Raw genomic sequence first — 16,945 nt, 5'->3', positions numbered from 1 at the left:
ACAAAGATTTTAGCAAAGTAAATTTATTAGTGATCTTGATAGTTTGGTTAAGTATATTAATTATTATATTTCCACGGGTCTTGCTTTATGGGATTATATGGAAATTATCGAAAGAGTATCGCTATATGTTAATGGGTTATTAACAAAAATTCAGAATCAGAATATATTAACAAGAATAAGGGAGTGAAAATTATGTATTCACAAAATGAAAAGATTTTAAAGTTTAATGCTCAGCAACTGGAAATATCGAGAAAAAAACTTTGGGATAAGTATTTAGTAGATCAGTTTTTTGATTTTATTAATGTAAAAAAAGGCCAGAAAATTTTGGATGTGGGTTGTGGAACTGGGTGGATGATTAGAATGATTGCCAGTCATATTGGGGAAGGGGATTTTTACGGTATTGATATAGATAGAAATTTGTTGAGTGTAGCCAAGGAGATATCAAAAGAAAATAAACTTAAGATAATGATGTTCAAGACGCTTATAATCTGGAGTTTTCTGATGATCAATTTGATTTAACGGTTTGTCAATTTGTTTTGGGCAACACTATAAATCCCCAAAAAGTTTTGCGGGAAATGATTAGAGTAACAAAACCTGGAGGTTTAGTTGTGTGTATTGATGCAGGGCTAAAGGAAAGACAATATAATTGGCCTAATGTTCCTAAAGAGGTTTATGATATTGAAATAAAAACACTTAAAGCAATTAATCAAGCTGCTGAAGAAAAAGGGTACAATAAACAGCTGGGTATGAAATTACCAGAGATTTTTATCAAGGAAGGCTTAAAAAATGTAAACGTTTTTGGTAAAACCAACATACATTTAGATTGTGCAGTTAATAAAGATGATGTAGAGAAAACTATTGAAAGCCGTAAAATTATGATGGAAAGAAATAAAAGACGTTTCCAGGGCCTTAAGGAAAGTGGAGTATTAACTGATGAAGAATACAATTTGTATTTTGATTATTGGGAAAAAACTTTAGAGCGTTTTAAGAAAAATCCCGGGTTACTATTAAAGAGTCCTAATATGACTCTTTCTGTTATGATTATTGCGAGAGGTCAAAAATAATTATTTCTTTAATTATTACATAATGAGCCAGGTCTTACAGGTAAATAAAAAAGGGCAAATATTACTCTTCAACTGGCAAAAATAAGATGATAGGTATTCCTTCAGGGGAATGTTCTTCCAACCATTGATGGTTACTGATACTGTATTTGGATTTTTCACATCACAGGTAGAAAGCTTTTCAGTACTCGGGTAGTTCTTCACCGTTTTTATAACCCCCGGTATAAAGACCGTCCTTCTTTCAAAGAAAAGCTGAGAATTATCGCTAATACTAATGAAATTCTTGACCTGACATTTGAAAATGGAAAACATCATACTAACCATAAATTTCTTGATTTCTTCAGAAACTGTGAAGAAATAGTTCCTTCTTGAGGGCAGCCATAGCAAGGTACTATATCTGCATTAAAAAGGGCATTTGGTTTAAAACGTTTATTAGTTCGTGGCTTACTCAAGGTCCGTTATTTTGTACTGCTTAAAATTATGGGTTATAACTTCAAACAGATATTAAAGGGGATAAAAAAAAGACGTATAGTCTATCAGTTCTTAAATTATTGGAGATTGAATCAGTATATGAAAACATGTTTACAATTTGTTGTGAAATTTTTATTATGTTTATTCAAACTTAGAAGATCAAAAATCTATGTTTTTGCAGTATAATCATTTATTACAACTGGAGAAATTGAGGAAGTGTTTGCTTTTCTATATGGTGTATCAGTTATAGTTTTTTTATAGAGTTGTTTTTTGTACTGTTTTATAAATATGGTAAAAAAATTGAAGTCACTTTTGGTTTTTCTGGAAGATGAAATTCCAATGACATGGATTGCAGTTATTATCATTGAACTGATTATTTTTGTATTATATTTTCTCACTTCTGTTCTGTCTATCTATTTTTTTAAAAGCGTGAGGATTTTTGAAGGTATTTTAACAGGAGTTTATTTAATAAGGTAGACAAATATTAAAGATTCTGTTAAAGTAAAAGTGAATGAAAGGTTTGTCAATTAATCAGGGAAGGAGTGAGTTAAATATGATGCCATTTATTTGGGGAGGAGATATTACTCCTTTTGGGATTTCTTTTTTTCTTATTTTAGGCTTTTTCTTTATGTTCATTGTTGGAGGGGCAGCTGTTAAATATCTGGTAGAATATTGGGGAAGTTATTTTAAAAATGAGCGGGTTGTTATTCCTTTTTTAGTTGCGGGAATTGGCGGGGTTCTTTTAGGACGAATTGCTATCCCTGCAGCAATTTTTACATGGATTCTTTCATATATGATCGATAATGAATTTTATAAGAGTTAGAGATGGATGATGTTAACTAATTCTATTTTATAGTATGAGGAGGAATAAAATGCAAAGAGATTTGAAAAAAGATGTTTTAGAAATACTTGAAGAGCCTGTAGAATTTTTTAAGCTATCATCGGAAGAAGCGGCTATGGTAGGTTATTACATTTCGGAGAAAAATCCTGCATTTTGTGAACGGATTCCCGGGGGATGGCGAATTTATATATCAAAGGATTTAAATACTATCCAACAGGCAGAAGTTGCCGCTCACGAATTAGCTCATTTACTACTTAAAGGCGAAGGGTTATATTCTGTCAGTCTTGGAGAAGATTGGCCAGAGAGTTATCTTGCTATGGAAATAAATAATGTAATTTCACATCATTTTATTATTACGAGATTAAAAAAAGATTATGGAATCGGTAGTAATTTGCATATCAGTCTTAGAGAGAGCATTTTAACTAATGGTCAACAGATGATTGAAGAATATAGTGAAGAGTATGTTATGTTACACGGAATAGGATTGCATCTTCTTGATTTATTCTTAACCGCTAAAAAGCATAAAAAGCGAATAGAAGAGCTTTTGGAATTATCGGATAAGGTAAAAGAGTCTTTTGAGATTGGTGAAAAATTACTTGTCTATCCCTCTCACCAGATTTCTGCTGAAGAGCAGTGGTTAAGAATTTCTGAATTTTTACAGAGATTAGGGTATGATATAGATAATGCACGGCTTTGTTGGTGATTTTAAAGAACCATTCTAAAGCATTTTGCTTTAGAATGGTTTTATTTTTTTTTAATACATATACTATGATTAAACTGCAAAAAGCTAATTTTGAGCGACATAGAAATTTTTCGTTAAACCATCTTAGTGAGATTTCAGTTGAAATAAGGTCTCATATGAGGATTGATGAGCTAATCAAGGGCCAGGAAGGCCCATTGATTAGTGTGCCCTATTTCGACAGAAATCGAACTTTAGATGGTTCGAAAAATTTTTTTTGAAGCGAAAAATTAGCTTTTTGCAGAAATTGAAAGGAGGAAAATCAATGAAAGTAGAGGAGCAAAAAAGAGAGGATGAGATGGTACGAGATAAACGTTATGATCAATTGGATAAAGTAATTCATGAATATAAGGACAAAGAAGGAACTTTAATTACAATTCTTCATCAGGCGCAGAAAATTTTTGGATATTTGCCGCGTGAAGTTCAGATATATATTGCAGAACATCTTGGAATTCCCTTTCCAGAAGTCTATGGAGTAGTTAGTTTTTATTCTATGTTTTCTATGGAACCCCGTGGGAAATATACTATTGAAGTCTGCATGGGGACAGCCTGTTATGTGAAAGGAGCACAGCAAATTTTAGATAAGTTGAAAGAAAAATTGCATATTGAACCGGGCCAGACAACAGAAGATGGAAAGTTTACTATAGAAACTACCCGCTGTCTGGGTGCATGTAGCCTGGCCCCGGTTATCTCGATTGATAGAGATGTCTATGGAAATCTGACACCTGATAAGATTAGTAATATTTTGCAAAAATATAAATGAAACTTATCAGAAGGGAGGAAATATTTTTGACAGATCGAGCCCAATTGTTAGTTTGTTCAGGTGCAGCTTGTCTTTCTGGAAGAGCTAATGAAATAAAAGAAGTACTAAAGAAAGAATTAGCCAGGCATAATCTTGCTTTTAAATATAAAATTGTGGAAACTGGTTGTATTGGAAGCTGTGATCTAGGTCCTGTTATGGTTGTTTCACCAAAAGGAATCTTTTATCACAGCTTAAAACCTCAAGATATAAAAGAGATTGTTGAAAATCATTTTCTAGGTGGTCAAGTTGTTGAACGATTATTATATCAGGTTCCAGAGATAGAAAAAAAGATCCAAACTATTAATGAGATTCCGTTTTTTAAAAATCAGGTAAAAATTGCTTTGCGTAACTGTGGAATTATTGATCCTATCAAAATTGAAGATTATCTTTCTAGAGGTGGTTATCAAGCACTATCTAAAGTATTGCATGAGATGACACCAGAAGAGGTAATTGAGGAGATTAAAATTTCTGGTTTACGTGGGCGGGGTGGAGGTGGTTTTCCGACCGGTATTAAGTGGGAGCTGGCACGTAATTCAGAATTGAAGTCTGAAGATGATACCAAATTTGTTATCTGTAATGCAGATGAGGGTGATCCGGGAGCCTTTATGGACCGGGGAATTCTTGAAGGTGACCCGCATAGTGTTATTGAAGCTATGGTAATTGCCGGTTATGTCATTGGAGCAAGACAGGGTTATGTCTATGTTCGGGCTGAATATCCATTGGCTGTGGAAAGACTGGAAGCAGCCATCAAAGTGGCACGGGATTATGGTGCTTTAGGTAAAAACATCTTTGATTCTGGATTTGATTTCGATTTAGAGATTCGGGTTGGTGCTGGGGCCTTTGTTTGCGGTGAAGAAACAGCTTTGATTCATTCAGTGCAGGGCCAGCGCGGTGAACCCCGGCCCAAACCGCCATTCCCTGTAACAAAGGGACTCTGGAATAAACCAACCCTTATCAATAATGTTGAAACCCTTGCCAATATTCCTGCCATCATTTTAAAGGGTGGAAAATGGTATAGCCAATATGGAACCAAAAATAGTAAGGGAACCAAAGTCTTTGCGTTAGCAGGTGATATCAACAATACCGGTCTTATTGAAGTACCAATGGGGACAACTTTGCGGACCATTGTCTATGAACTGGGAGGTGGAATTCCTGATGGCAAAAAGTTTAAAGCAGCTCAGATTGGCGGACCTTCAGGAGGGGTTTTGAGTGAGGAGTACCTGGACATACCTTTAGATTATGATAGTTTGAGTGAAATTGGAGCTATGGTAGGTTCTGGTGGATTGGTTATCATGGATGAGAACTCCTGTATGGTGGATATTGCCAAATTTTATCTGGATTTCACTCAGGACGAGTCCTGTGGGAAATGTACTCCCTGTCGAGTAGGTACTAAAAGGATGTTGGAGATTTTAAAACGGATTGTTAGTGGTGATGGTAAAAAAGGAGATATAGAAGAGTTGGAAGATTTAGCTAAATTAATAAAGGAGACATCATTGTGTGGATTGGGCCAGACTGCACCAAATCCGGTATTAAGTACTTTGAAATATTTTCGTGATGAATATGAGGCTCACATTATGGACAAGTACTGTCCCGCAGGAGTCTGTAAATTTTTAATGCATTATTATATCGATTTAGAAAAATGTATTGGCTGCGGTATCTGTGCCAGGGTCTGTCCTGTTGAGGCTATCACAGGAGTGGCAAAAAAACCCCATACCATAGATCCTGAAATCTGTAAAAAATGCGGTCTTTGTTATCAGAAATGTCCGGTAAATGCTATTTCTAGAGGTAAAGGAGAAGCAGCTTTGATAGGAGGGATTAGATGAAAAAAATGGTATCCTTAGAGATTGATGGTCATAGGGTCGAAGTAGAAGAGGGCACGACTATTTTAGAAGCAGCCAGAAAAATAGGAATAGATATTCCTACATTATGCTATTTAAAAGATATTAATGTCGAAGGAGCTTGTCGGGTCTGTCTTGTAGAAGTAGAAGGCGAACCCGGATTAAAAGCTTCATGTATTTATGAAATAAAAGAAGGGATGAAAGTAAAAACGGCAACTCCCAGGGTGATTAAAGCAAGAAAACAGATAATCGAACTGCTTTTATCAGATCATCCATTTGACTGTCTAACTTGTATAGCAAACCAGAATTGTGAACTTCAGAGTTTAGCAAAAGAATATGATATTAGGGGATTACAATATAGGGGAGAACGCCGCCGGATTCCCATTGATGATCTTTCACCATCTATTGTACGTGAACCCGAAAAATGTATCCTCTGTCGTCGCTGTATAACTGTCTGCAAAAAGGTTGTAACTGCAGGAATCTATGATATCAATGAGAGGGGTTTTCACTCTTTTGCAGCGCCTGCCATGAATGATAGCCAGATTGATACTCCCTGTACCTATTGTGGACAATGTATCCTGGTCTGTCCAACGGGAGCATTACACGAGCAGCGTCAAGATACCGAAATGGTCTGGGAAGCTTTAGCTGATCCTGATAAACATGTAATCATTCAAACTGCGCCTTCTATCCGGGCCACCTTAGGTGAGATGTTTGGTATGCCAATTGGTTCATTGGTAACGGGAAAAGTTGTTGCTGCTTTAAAACGGTTAGGATTTGATAAAGTTTTTGATGACTGTTTTGGTGCAGATGTAGTAGTCATGGAAGAAGGAGCAGAGTTTATCCACCGTTTAAAAGAGGGTCAGCGGTTACCCCAATTTACATCCTGTTGTCCAGGGTGGGTAAAATTTGCAGAAAATTATTATCATGAATTATTACCACATCTTTCAACAGTTCGTTCGCCGCAGCAGGTTTTTGGTGCTTTATCTAAAACCTACTATGCTGAACAAGCTGGGATAGATCCGGAAAAAATTTTCTGTATTTCGACAATGCCCTGTATAGCTAAAAAATTTGAAGCACGTCGTCCCGAAATGGTGGTTAATGGAATGAGGGCGGTTGATGCGGTTTTAACTACCCGTGAATTAGGTCAGATTATCAAACAGGCAGGATTGGATTTAAAAAATCTACCTGACGAAGAATATGATGAGCCTATGGGATATGCCAGTGGTGCTGGTGTAATTTTTGGTGCGGGTGGAGGTGTAATGGAAGCAACTTTGAGAACGGTATATGAAAAATTAACCGGTGAAAAGATGAAGCCTATTCAATATAAGTCTATCCGGTCCGATAGTTATCGAGAGTTAGAAATTGAGATCAATGGTGAACTGTTACGGTTTGCTGTAGTTCGCGGTTTAGGTAATGCTCGTCATTTATTGGATCGAATCTTAAAAGGTGAGGTAGAGTATCATCTGGTTGAGATTATGGCCTGTCCAGGTGGCTGTGTTGGCGGTGGTGGTCAGCCGATTTACAGTCACAAAGACAGGTGGTATATGCAGGTAGATGCGGGAAATCACCGGGGTAATGCACTTTTTAAGGCCGATGAGGCTAAAGAGATCCATACAGCTCATGAAAACCCATGGATTCAAAAACTTTATCGAGAATATTTAGGTGAACCTATGAGTGAACGGTCCCGGCAGCTTTTCCATACTACCTATACAAAGAGACCGATGTATGGACGGATGAGACATAATTTGGAAGAAAAACAGTTAGTATATTAGTTGTGGGGTTTGGCTTATTTGTGATATCTTTAAAGTTATCTAGGATGTCCCTGCCCTGGAATCCTCTTTACAAAAAAACTTAGTTTGAAAACTTTAATACGTTGGAAAGTTCGTTTTCCGAAGAAATTATAGAGGAAATTTAAAATAAGTATAGAATTTTTATATAACAGAATTTAACTATAAGGGTATATTTGGAGTGGAAATAATTAATTAGTTGATTAAACTATAAAAAGCTAATTTTATAAATCGAACTTTAGATGGTTCGAAAAATTTTTTTATGAAGCGAAAAATTAGCTTTTTACAGTAAAATACTAGTTATTTTTTTTTGTCCGTTGGTATATAAGATTCAGTTATTACGTTAAATCAAAATGTTAGGAGGTGTTTTTTTGAATAAGATTGAAAGAAACCAGCTTTGTTCCTGTGGAAGTGGAAAAAAGTATAAGAATTGTTGTGGAAAAACAGAAAGTTTAGCTTTATTTAGAAAAAAAATACTTGAACGTGAAATACATCAAATAAAGAATAAACTTTTTACCAATTTTATTTTTAATTGGTCTAATGAGATTCCCGGGATACTGGTTGAATTTTTAGGTGACTCCATTAAAGAAGTACCTGAGTTAGAAAAAAGAATTAAGAATATGGTTGTGGAATTTCTGGATGAAAATGAAAATGCGGATCTACTTCTTTTGATAGAATGTGTTCTCTTTGACTATTTTACACCGGAGGGAGAAACATTTTTTCAAAAATTTTTGAAGAATGAAAAGAAAAATTTACGAAATTTAGTTGTAGAAGTTTTAAGCCAATGGGGAGATTCTTATATATCTATTTATGAAGTAGAAGAGATTTGTTATGAGGAAAAAATAATTATTTTGAAAGATATTTTATTGAACACCAGATCAAAAGTGAATTTAATGGAAATACCCATTACAGAAATAGAAGTTGGTAATCTATTTATTGCAAGGCTTCTCTCTAAGGGTGAGGTATATGAAACCTTGGGATTTATTCTTCTTTCTGGAATATTAAAACAGGAATTGATTGATCGGATAACAGAATTAAAAAATCAAAAAATTATCGGTGTTCAGGACAATGACTGGAGAAAGTTTCTTAAAAAATATGGATATGAAGTTATTATCAGTATAGCTATATTAGATAATCAGTATGACTTTTTTGGAGGTGCTATCGAAGATCAATTTGATTGGATTAATGATAAACAGAAAGAAGTTGCCCGGCTTATCAGGATTAATTTAATAGAAGATTATCCTAATGAGGATGTAGTTATTGCAATTGCACTTTGGTATAGGTATTGTGAATTGAAAAAACCCAAAATTAATAAAGTTGAAACCATAATAGCAGCGATAGAATATGTTATTGCTCTGAAATTGGGAAGGTTTGTTACCCAAAAGGAAATTGCTTTAAAATACGGTGTATCACCTAACAGTATATCTTCACGTTATAAAGAATTTATGGAGATTGTGGAGGGATGTGCGGTAGATCCTGTTGGTCAGAGGATTAGCCTTGAGAGAAATTTACTTGCTATAAGTAAATCTTTAAAAAAGATATGGATAGATGATCCTGCAGAAATTAACCAACTTATAAATGAAAATTTTGGAAAAATAAATTCTTTTGCTAAAGCTAATATTTCTTTACGTGATAAAGCACAGAATTTACTTTATGATGCCTGGGAAACTACGGGTAAAAAAAGAGTAGAATTAGCGAAGAAGGCTTTGGAAATTTATCCCGATAGTCCTGATGCTTATGTAATTTTGGCTCAGGAGACTGCCACTACTTTTGAGGAAGCCTTATATTTGTACCGTAAAGGAGTTGAAGCGGGTGAGAGAGTGTTTGGCAAAAGATATTTTGAAGAAAATAAAGGCCATTTTTGGGGATTAATTGAAACCAGGCCTTATATGCGGGCAAAGCTAGGATTAGCAGAAACTTTTGAATTTTTAAACTATAAAAATGAAGCGATCAAACATTATAAAGAGATGTTAGAATTAAATCCCAATGACAATCAGGGAGTCAGATATAATTTACTTACTTTATTATTAGAAGAAAATAGGTTTACAGAAGCCAAAAATCTTTTGGAAAAATATAATAATGATATTTCAGCAGAATTTAAATATAACAAATGTGTTTTAGAATATAAACTTTCTGGAGCAAGTAATATTACTAAAAAATTATTTAAAGAAGCCATAGCTTACAATCCTTTTGTTCCAGATTATTTACTTGGAGTGAAACAACTTCCTCTATTTCCACCGCTATATATATCACCTGGCGGTGAGGATGAAGCCATCTATTATGTGACAAAAAACCTACATTTGTGGTTGGAGACTCCTAATTTATTTGAATTGTTAGAAAAGATAGTTAAATAAATTTTATTATAAAATAAGCGAGGTTATGTCTTTTTTTAGCTATAACCTGGTTTTTGCTGTTTTGCTTGCGGATTACCAGGATTGAAGAACGGTCGTTTGCTAAGATTGTTGAACATTTGGCTTGACTTGAAAATTTTACTGAAGCTATCGAGTTGTAGAATATACTTAATAAATTACCCTTTATCTCTTTTTTAGAAATAAAGGGTAATTTGTTAGTTTCCAAAACTATTCAGATATTCTATGAATTCGTTAAATAATGTTGGTCTATATTTATCTTTATGGTATATAATATTAAATTTTCTTTTAAAACAAATATTTTCTAAATTTATTTTTATAAGGTTTCCACTTTTAATTTTTTCTTTAACTGCTATTTTTGGAACAATCGAAATACCTATATTCGCTTCAACAGCTTTGATAATTGCTTCTGTATTATTTAGAACATGTTTTATGTGGTATGATAAATTATATTTTGCCATAGTATTTTCAATAACTTCCCTTGTTCCACTTCCCGGTTCCCGAATGATTAAATTTTCATCTTTAATCTCTTCAGGTTTAACAGATTTTCTGCTGGCCCAGTGATGGTCTTTTGAACAGATAAGATAAAGTTCATCATCAAAGAAGGGTTTTACGATTATCTCCTTTGAATGGATGGGGCCTTCTACAAGTCCAATGTCAATTTCATAATCCAATATCTTTTTCTCTATAACACCTGTGTTATCGATTAAAAAATGTATTTCAATATTTTTATATTTCTTTTTAAACTCACCAATTAATTCTGGTAATAAATAAGTACCGATGGTTGTACTTGCACCAATACGTAATCTTCCCATATTCATATGTGAAATATCTTTAATAGTATTTTGGGCTTCATCTATAAGCATAAGTATTCGTTTACTGTATTCATAAAGGATTTCCCCCGGGTATGTTAGAACAAGTTTTTTCTTTATTCTATCAAATAAATTTACCTTAAGTTCATCTTCTAATTCTAAAATGGCCTGACTTATGGCTGGTTGTGTCATATAAAGTTTTTTTGCTGCTCCAGACATACTGCCACATTCACAGACTGTCAGAAAAATTTTAAGTTTTCTTAAGTTCATTACATTCACCTCATAAGTATATGATTATATATTTTATAATATCATATTATTTTACTAATGCAAGCAAAATGAGTAAAATACTATATGGGAGTAAGATAATATACCAAATAAAAAAGAAAGGAGGGGCATATTATAAACAGATTTTGAATGTTAAGTAAAAAAGCATTTTAAAGAAAGGAGATAAACTATGGACAAGTTGATAAAATATATACCCGGCTTGATTTTTACAGCTATTCTAGCCTGGATTTCTATGCAGATTCAAAAGATTGATTTTATAGCAAAAATGCATTTTAGTTCTTTAATTATAGCTATTTTATTAGGAATTTTCATCAAGAATATTTTCAAAGTACCACAGGTTTTTGAAGCAGGTATTCATTTTACTCTAAAAAAGATATTGCGGTTGGCTATCATTTTATTAGGGTTCAAATTGAGTTTTGCAGAAGTTGCGCAAATTGGAGGAAGAGGTTTAGTACTGGTTATTATTGTTACGACCTGTACGATGATTTTTGCAGTATTGTTAGGAAAAAAATTAAAACTTGGTGAGAGATTATCTTTATTAATTGGAGCAGGGACTTCGATTTGTGGAGCTTCTGCAGTCGCTGCGGTAGGTCCAATAATTGATGCAGAAGAAAAGGATACAACCTTTGCTATTGCTACAGTGACGATTTTTGGTACTATTGCTATGTTCTTATATCCATTATTTTATAGGTTTTTCCATTTGCCCAATATTTTTTATGCAGTTTGGGCAGGTTCTTCAATTCATGAAGTGGCACAGGTAGTTGCAGCTGGGTTTGCAGCAGGAGAACAGGCAGGACAGTTTGCCACTTTAGTGAAGTTAACCAGGGTTTTATTATTAATACCTATAGCAGTTTTATTGGGGATTAGGCAAATGAAAAAAGAAGGGGCAGCAGGAAAACTTAAAAAAGTTACAATTCCCTGGTTTGTATTCGGCTTTTTAGCGGTTGTCATTATCAATTCTATTGATGTTTTACCGAAAAATATGGTTAATGGATTAGTTTCTTTAGATGGTTTCTTACTCACCTGGGCTATGGCAGGAATGGGCCTGGAGACCAGTTTAGAAAAAATGAAAAAAGTAGGAATAAAACCTTTTTATGTTGGTCTTGTAACATGGTTATTTATTGGAACTATCGGATTTTTCATGTCAAGGATGTTATTTATATAATTTATTATTAAACTGCAAAAAGCTAATTTTGAGCGACATAGAAATTTTTCGTTAAACCATCTTAGTGAGATTTCAGTCGAAATAAGGTCTCATCACAAGATGTAATGAGCTGATCAAGTCACTGAAATCGAACTTTAGATGGTTCGAAAAATTTCTTTTGAAGCAAAAAATTAGCTTTTTGCAGTAAAATCATTTATATAAAGTTTAGGAATCTCCCTGATGAGGGAGATTCTATTTATTTGAAAGTCATTTTAGTTAATGATTGTAAATCAGCATAATTCAGGCTTTAGATTCAAAAGTCGCACAGTCAGTTTCCTGAGTATCATGGGCATTGGGTGGTTGAATTTCTATGGATTCAGCCATACAGTAATTACCACTTTCATAATATTTACAGGTATTAACTACACATTTAACACGGCCGATGGGGTTATTGGATCTTTGCATTGTTTCCCTCCTTTCAAGATTAGGTTCAATATTAGTATTAATTATCTAAGGGCTTCTTTATGCTGAAAATCTAAAAGAAATTGTTGGATATACAGTTTAAAAAATTTTCGTTGGTCAGATAAAAAAATCTTCTTTTTCGTTATATTTTTGTGAAAAAATCTAATTATACTTTAATTAGAATGATCAATATAGTGGAAAGGAGTTGAATTTGAATGAGGAATCGAAGAGTCCAGATTTTCGGATTGTTTTTAGTTGGTTTAATGGTGTTAGGTTTTGTAGGTAATTCTGTTTTGCAGGCAAGTGAAGGAGAGAATACTGCACAGATTATCGTTCCACAGGAACAGGCAGTTATTAATGCAGTCAAGAAGGTAGGTCCGGCTGTGGTCAGTATTGTAGTAAAAAATATTGTTCAGGGTTATGATTTCTTTTTTGAACCATATTCTCAGGAAGTAGAAGGATTGGGTTCAGGTTTTATATTTGATAAACGCGGGTACATTCTGACAAACAACCATGTCATCGAGGGAGCTCATGAGATTAAAGTTATCTTAACAGATGGTCGTGAATTTGAAGGTGAGGTGATTGGGGCGGATCCAGAAAACGACCTGGCAGTTTTGAAGTTAAAAAAGGCACCTAAAAATCTACCAGTAGCAGTTTTAGGAGATTCAAACAAATTACAGGTAGGTCAGTTAACTATTGCTATTGGTACTCCCTATGATCTCAAATTTCAAAATACAGTAACTACCGGTGTAGTAAGTGCTCTTGGCCGTTCCATTCAGGGCAAAGGACGGCATGGATTAATCAGAATTAATAATGTAATCCAGACTGATGCTTCAATTAACCCTGGAAATAGTGGTGGTCCGCTTTTAGATAGCCAGGGCCGGGTTATTGGTATTAACACTGCTATACTTGGCAATGCACAGGGTATGGGATTTGCTATTCCAATTAATACTGCGAAAGCTATCATTGATGAGTTGATTGAATATGGTCATGTGAGACGTCCCTTTATCGGTATCGCTGGTCAAGATGTTTCTAAAGAAGCTCTTAATAATTATTTTGGATATAATGGCGATGGCGGGGTTTATGTGGCCCGGGTAATTCCTGATGGACCTGCTGATAAAGCAGGACTTAAAGCTGGAAGTATCATTCTTGAAGTTGATCGTCATAAAATTAAAGGGATGGATGATTTGATTAGAGTTATTAAGGAGAAGGGAATCGGTACTAAGGTTAAAATGTTGGTTCTTACCGAAAAAGGTCTTGAGGTATTGACAGTAGAGATTGGAGAAAAACAGGAAGTTCTTAAAGGAGCAAAAGAAAAAGAATAGCTCACTCTTTTGGGTGAGCTTTTTGTTTTTTATAGAAAGCTATGATTAAACTTAAAAAAGCTGATTTTGAATATTGAAATCGAACTTTAGATGGTTTGAACAATTTCTTTTGAAGTGAAAAATTAGCTTATTGCAGCAGAATCAATTATTAATTTTTACAGAATTGAAATGATTATATATATGGTTAAACTGCAAAAAGCTAATTTTTCGCTTCTTGAGAAATTTTTCGAATCATCTAAAGCTCGATTTCCGCCGAAATAAGGTTTCCTAATCAAAGGACCCTCTTAGCTCATCACCTCCTGTGATGAGGCTTTATTTCGTCGGAAATCTCGCTAAGATGATTTGGTGAAAAATTTCTATGTTGCTCAAAATTAGCTTTTTGCAGTATAATCATCGCATTGTTTTTAGAAAAATCAACTCAGGTAGTAATATAGTTAGATTAGTTTTGTAAAAATTATAAAAAATAAAAGTTTGAATAAAAATCATTTTTATTATATAAATTATAAATTTTACTTGAAAAATATATTTAAATGCGATATAATATGACAAAAAGAGGTGTTAATTAGATAAAATTACCAAATTTTAAAGTGATTGAGCAAGACGTCATTGCTATGGGTGGATGTAGTGGAGGGTGTAACCAAAATATTAACATGTAATAAGATTACTTAGTTTTACCAATAAATGAATGGAGAACACTGAATGACTAGTATTGACTTTTGTCAGTACTAGTCATTTCAAAATATTATTTATTTTTTAAAAAAGACTGATGAAAGAAGAGAAGAATGGGTATTTTTTTGTAGATATTTTAAATGGAGGTATAAAATATGGATTTAAAATTAATTATTAAATTAGTGAAAAAAAGTTATCCGTTCATGAGACCGTATATGTTGAGAAATATAATAGCTATTGTATTAAACCAATTATCTATGGTTTTAGTTTTATTAGTTCCACTTTTAATAAAAATTTTAGTGGATGATATTCTTATGACACAAAACTTTAATCAATTAATCTTATTTGGAATTGCTATGTTTGGTATATATTTGCTTTCTAATGTATTTGCTTTCTTATCTAATTATATATACGCCAACTTTGCAGAAAGTTTTGTAATAGATGCCAGAAACCTTTTGTATGATAAATTATTAAATATGAAAATGTCTTTTTTTATTAAGGAAAAAGTAGGAAATATTGTAAGTCGATTAAGAGATGATGCAGCAGAAATACATTCTTTACTATCTTTTATTTTAGATAAAATTCTTATAAACATTGTCAAAGTGATTATTATTTTTATTATACTTTTCAAAATGAATTTCTATCTGGCACTAATATCAATTATAACTATACCAATTTTCATATTTGTAAATAATTTTTTCAGTCAAAAATTAAGAGAACAGTCCCACATTACTAGACAGTATTTTGCGGATTTAATGAGTTTCTTTATGAATAGCTTTAGCAAAATAATATTAATTAAAAATTTTTGTTATGAAAACCAGGAAAAAGAGAAGCATAATGTAATTAGTAAGAAATTAAGGCATTCGATGATACGTGGGGAGATTCTTGGCTATTTAGTAATGGAAGTAACCAGGTTAGTAACTAATTTTAGTGGTGTTATAATTCTTACATTAGGTGGCTATATGGTTTTAAAAGGGAAATTAACAGTTGGTGAACTTATTGCTTATTATACTTACTTGAAACTTATTTATGACCCGATTTTAGATTTAACTAGAAGTACTGCTCTAATTAACCGGACGATTGCTGGTATGGAACGGTATTTCGAGTATTTTGAATTGGACGAATTAGAAGAAAAGGACAAAGGGATAGAAGTACCATTTACTGGTGATATAAAGTTGGAGAATGTGTCATTTAAATATATTGATGAACCAATTTACACTGGAGTAAACCTGCAAATAAAACCAAAAGAAAAAATCTTAATTTTAGGCAAAAGTGGTCAGGGAAAAACCACTTTAGCGTATCTGCTTAAGGGTTTTTATCAACCTCAAAGGGGAGAAATCCTATTAGACGGTTATAATATTCAACAAATTAATTTGGTATCTTTAAGGAAAAATATTGGGTATTTACCACAAGAAGCTTTTATAATTGATGGTACAATCAGGGAAAATTTAACATGTGTTAAAGAAGATGCAACTGAGGAAGAAATGTGGTGGGCTTTAGATCAGGCACAGATTGGGGATTATATTCGTACTCAACTTAAAAATGGTTTAGATGAAGTATTAAGTAATAATGGTAGCTCACTATCAGGTGGTCAAAGGCAGAGAATTTCAATTGCACGACTATTTTTGCAAAATCCTAAAATTATTATCTTTGATGAAATATTTACTGGTTTAGACTTAGAAACGGAAAAATATATTTGGAACAATATAAAAAAATTTATTAAAGATAAAACTGCATTGTTTATATCTCATAAAATTGTTGAGCCTAATTATTTTGATTCTTTTTGCCTGGTAAAAAATAATAAAATTATTAAATTTTCATCTTTTGCAGAGTTAGAGCAGGAGGAAAGCTATTTTGCATACTTGGAAGATAGTAAAGTTAGTTGATTTATGAAGGGAGTGATCATATATGCTGTAAAGTTATTATTTCCTCAGCAGCATGTACAGCAACTTCATAGATTGGAGCTTTATCGGTTATTAGAGTGAATTTTTTACCGTCGTATTGTTTGATGATCCTTTGTAGGATTGTAAGGGCAGCTTTAGCATCACGATGTTTAGAAAGATGTTGAGTGATGACAAAACCATGTTTACCATCGATGGCTGTAAATAAGTAGTGCCATTTGCCTTTAACTCTGATATAGGTTTCATCGATAGCAACAATACCAGATAAAGGTAAAGGCAGTTTTGGAATCAAGGGTGCCAATTTAGCAGCTAATGAAACTGTCCATTTTTGAATGATCTCTTTTGAGAGAGAAACTTGCCAGGTTAGTTTGATAGCCTGGACAGTTTGTTGTAAAGAGAGACCTAATCCGATGTAGAAATCCAATAGCTTTAGAGA

13 protein-coding genes and 2 pseudogenes are annotated in these 16,945 nt (G+C 33.3%); 12 read left to right on the top strand and 3 right to left on the bottom strand.

Annotation, left to right across the window (positions count from 1 at the left end; genetic code table 11):
- Positions 1 to 192: 192 nt before the first annotated feature.
- The 9 genes and pseudogenes from BBF96_RS17225 to BBF96_RS07450 all read left to right on the top strand — a co-directional run.
- Positions 193 to 575: pseudogene (locus BBF96_RS17225) on the top strand (class I SAM-dependent methyltransferase); the annotation flags it as partial.
- Between the two features lie 33 nt (positions 576 to 608).
- Positions 609 to 1,064 carry a hypothetical protein gene (locus tag BBF96_RS17220; protein ID WP_335876870.1) on the top strand — a complete coding sequence of 152 codons (456 nt, stop codon included), beginning with the start codon at positions 609 to 611 and terminating at the stop codon, positions 1,062 to 1,064.
- 207 nt (positions 1,065 to 1,271) lie between these two features.
- Positions 1,272 to 1,427: pseudogene (locus tag BBF96_RS16860) on the top strand (IS1380-like element ISTps2 family transposase); the annotation flags it as partial.
- 658 nt (positions 1,428 to 2,085) lie between these two features.
- Positions 2,086 to 2,355: a hypothetical protein gene (locus tag BBF96_RS07475; protein ID WP_127016560.1), complete on the top strand. Its 270-nt coding sequence runs from the start codon at positions 2,086 to 2,088 to the stop codon at positions 2,353 to 2,355.
- Positions 2,356 to 2,404: 49 nt separating this feature from the next.
- Entirely contained in the window at positions 2,405 to 3,076 is a 672-nt protein-coding gene (locus BBF96_RS07470) for an ImmA/IrrE family metallo-endopeptidase (RefSeq protein WP_164730950.1), read from the top strand.
- Between the two features lie 301 nt (positions 3,077 to 3,377).
- The gene (gene nuoE, locus BBF96_RS07465) at positions 3,378 to 3,875 is read left to right on the top strand and encodes an NADH-quinone oxidoreductase subunit NuoE (RefSeq protein WP_127016558.1); all 498 of its coding nucleotides are present in this window, start codon (positions 3,378 to 3,380) and stop codon (positions 3,873 to 3,875) included.
- A 26-nt stretch (positions 3,876 to 3,901) separates the two neighbouring features.
- On the top strand, positions 3,902 to 5,737 hold the full coding sequence (locus BBF96_RS07460; RefSeq protein WP_164730949.1) for an NADH-ubiquinone oxidoreductase-F iron-sulfur binding region domain-containing protein: 1,836 nt from the start codon (positions 3,902 to 3,904) through the stop codon (positions 5,735 to 5,737).
- 5 nt (positions 5,738 to 5,742) lie between these two features.
- Complete coding sequence (locus BBF96_RS07455; protein WP_127018213.1) at positions 5,743 to 7,524, top strand: NADH-dependent [FeFe] hydrogenase, group A6; 1,782 nt, start codon at positions 5,743 to 5,745, stop codon at positions 7,522 to 7,524.
- 386 nt (positions 7,525 to 7,910) lie between these two features.
- On the top strand, positions 7,911 to 9,893 hold the full coding sequence (locus BBF96_RS07450; RefSeq protein WP_164730948.1) for a DUF7986 domain-containing protein: 1,983 nt from the start codon (positions 7,911 to 7,913) through the stop codon (positions 9,891 to 9,893).
- Between the two features lie 212 nt (positions 9,894 to 10,105).
- On the opposite strand, the gene BBF96_RS07445 is transcribed toward BBF96_RS07450, so the two are convergent.
- Positions 10,106 to 10,990 (bottom strand): selenium metabolism-associated LysR family transcriptional regulator, encoded by an 885-nt coding sequence (locus BBF96_RS07445; protein ID WP_127016555.1) that lies wholly within the window; start codon positions 10,988 to 10,990, stop codon positions 10,106 to 10,108.
- Positions 10,991 to 11,177: 187 nt separating this feature from the next.
- Here BBF96_RS07445 and BBF96_RS07440 point away from each other — a divergent pair, with 187 nt between their 5' ends.
- Positions 11,178 to 12,173: a YeiH family protein gene (locus BBF96_RS07440; protein ID WP_127016554.1), complete on the top strand. Its 996-nt coding sequence runs from the start codon at positions 11,178 to 11,180 to the stop codon at positions 12,171 to 12,173.
- Between the two features lie 279 nt (positions 12,174 to 12,452).
- Here BBF96_RS07440 and BBF96_RS07435 read toward each other — a convergent pair whose 3' ends face one another.
- Complete coding sequence (locus BBF96_RS07435) at positions 12,453 to 12,617, bottom strand: DUF1540 domain-containing protein (protein WP_127016553.1); 165 nt, start codon at positions 12,615 to 12,617, stop codon at positions 12,453 to 12,455.
- 212 nt (positions 12,618 to 12,829) lie between these two features.
- Here BBF96_RS07435 and BBF96_RS07430 point away from each other — a divergent pair, with 212 nt between their 5' ends.
- Both BBF96_RS07430 and BBF96_RS07425 read left to right on the top strand, forming a co-directional pair.
- Positions 12,830 to 13,939 carry a S1C family serine protease gene (locus tag BBF96_RS07430; RefSeq protein WP_127016552.1) on the top strand — a complete coding sequence of 370 codons (1,110 nt, stop codon included), beginning with the start codon at positions 12,830 to 12,832 and terminating at the stop codon, positions 13,937 to 13,939.
- 824 nt (positions 13,940 to 14,763) lie between these two features.
- The gene (locus BBF96_RS07425; protein ID WP_127016551.1) at positions 14,764 to 16,494 is read left to right on the top strand and encodes an ABC transporter ATP-binding protein; all 1,731 of its coding nucleotides are present in this window, start codon (positions 14,764 to 14,766) and stop codon (positions 16,492 to 16,494) included.
- A 16-nt stretch (positions 16,495 to 16,510) separates the two neighbouring features.
- Here BBF96_RS07425 and BBF96_RS16675 read toward each other — a convergent pair whose 3' ends face one another.
- Entirely contained in the window at positions 16,511 to 16,933 is a 423-nt protein-coding gene (locus BBF96_RS16675; protein WP_205665742.1) for a DDE-type integrase/transposase/recombinase, read from the bottom strand.
- Between the last annotated feature and the right edge of the window lie 12 nt (positions 16,934 to 16,945).

The organism is Anoxybacter fermentans, assembly GCF_003991135.1.
In the GTDB taxonomy this organism is placed as follows: domain Bacteria; phylum Bacillota; class Halanaerobiia; order DY22613; family DY22613; genus Anoxybacter; species Anoxybacter fermentans.
Note: the sequence above shows the minus strand (reverse complement) of the source record. Positions and strands in the feature narration are given on the sequence as shown.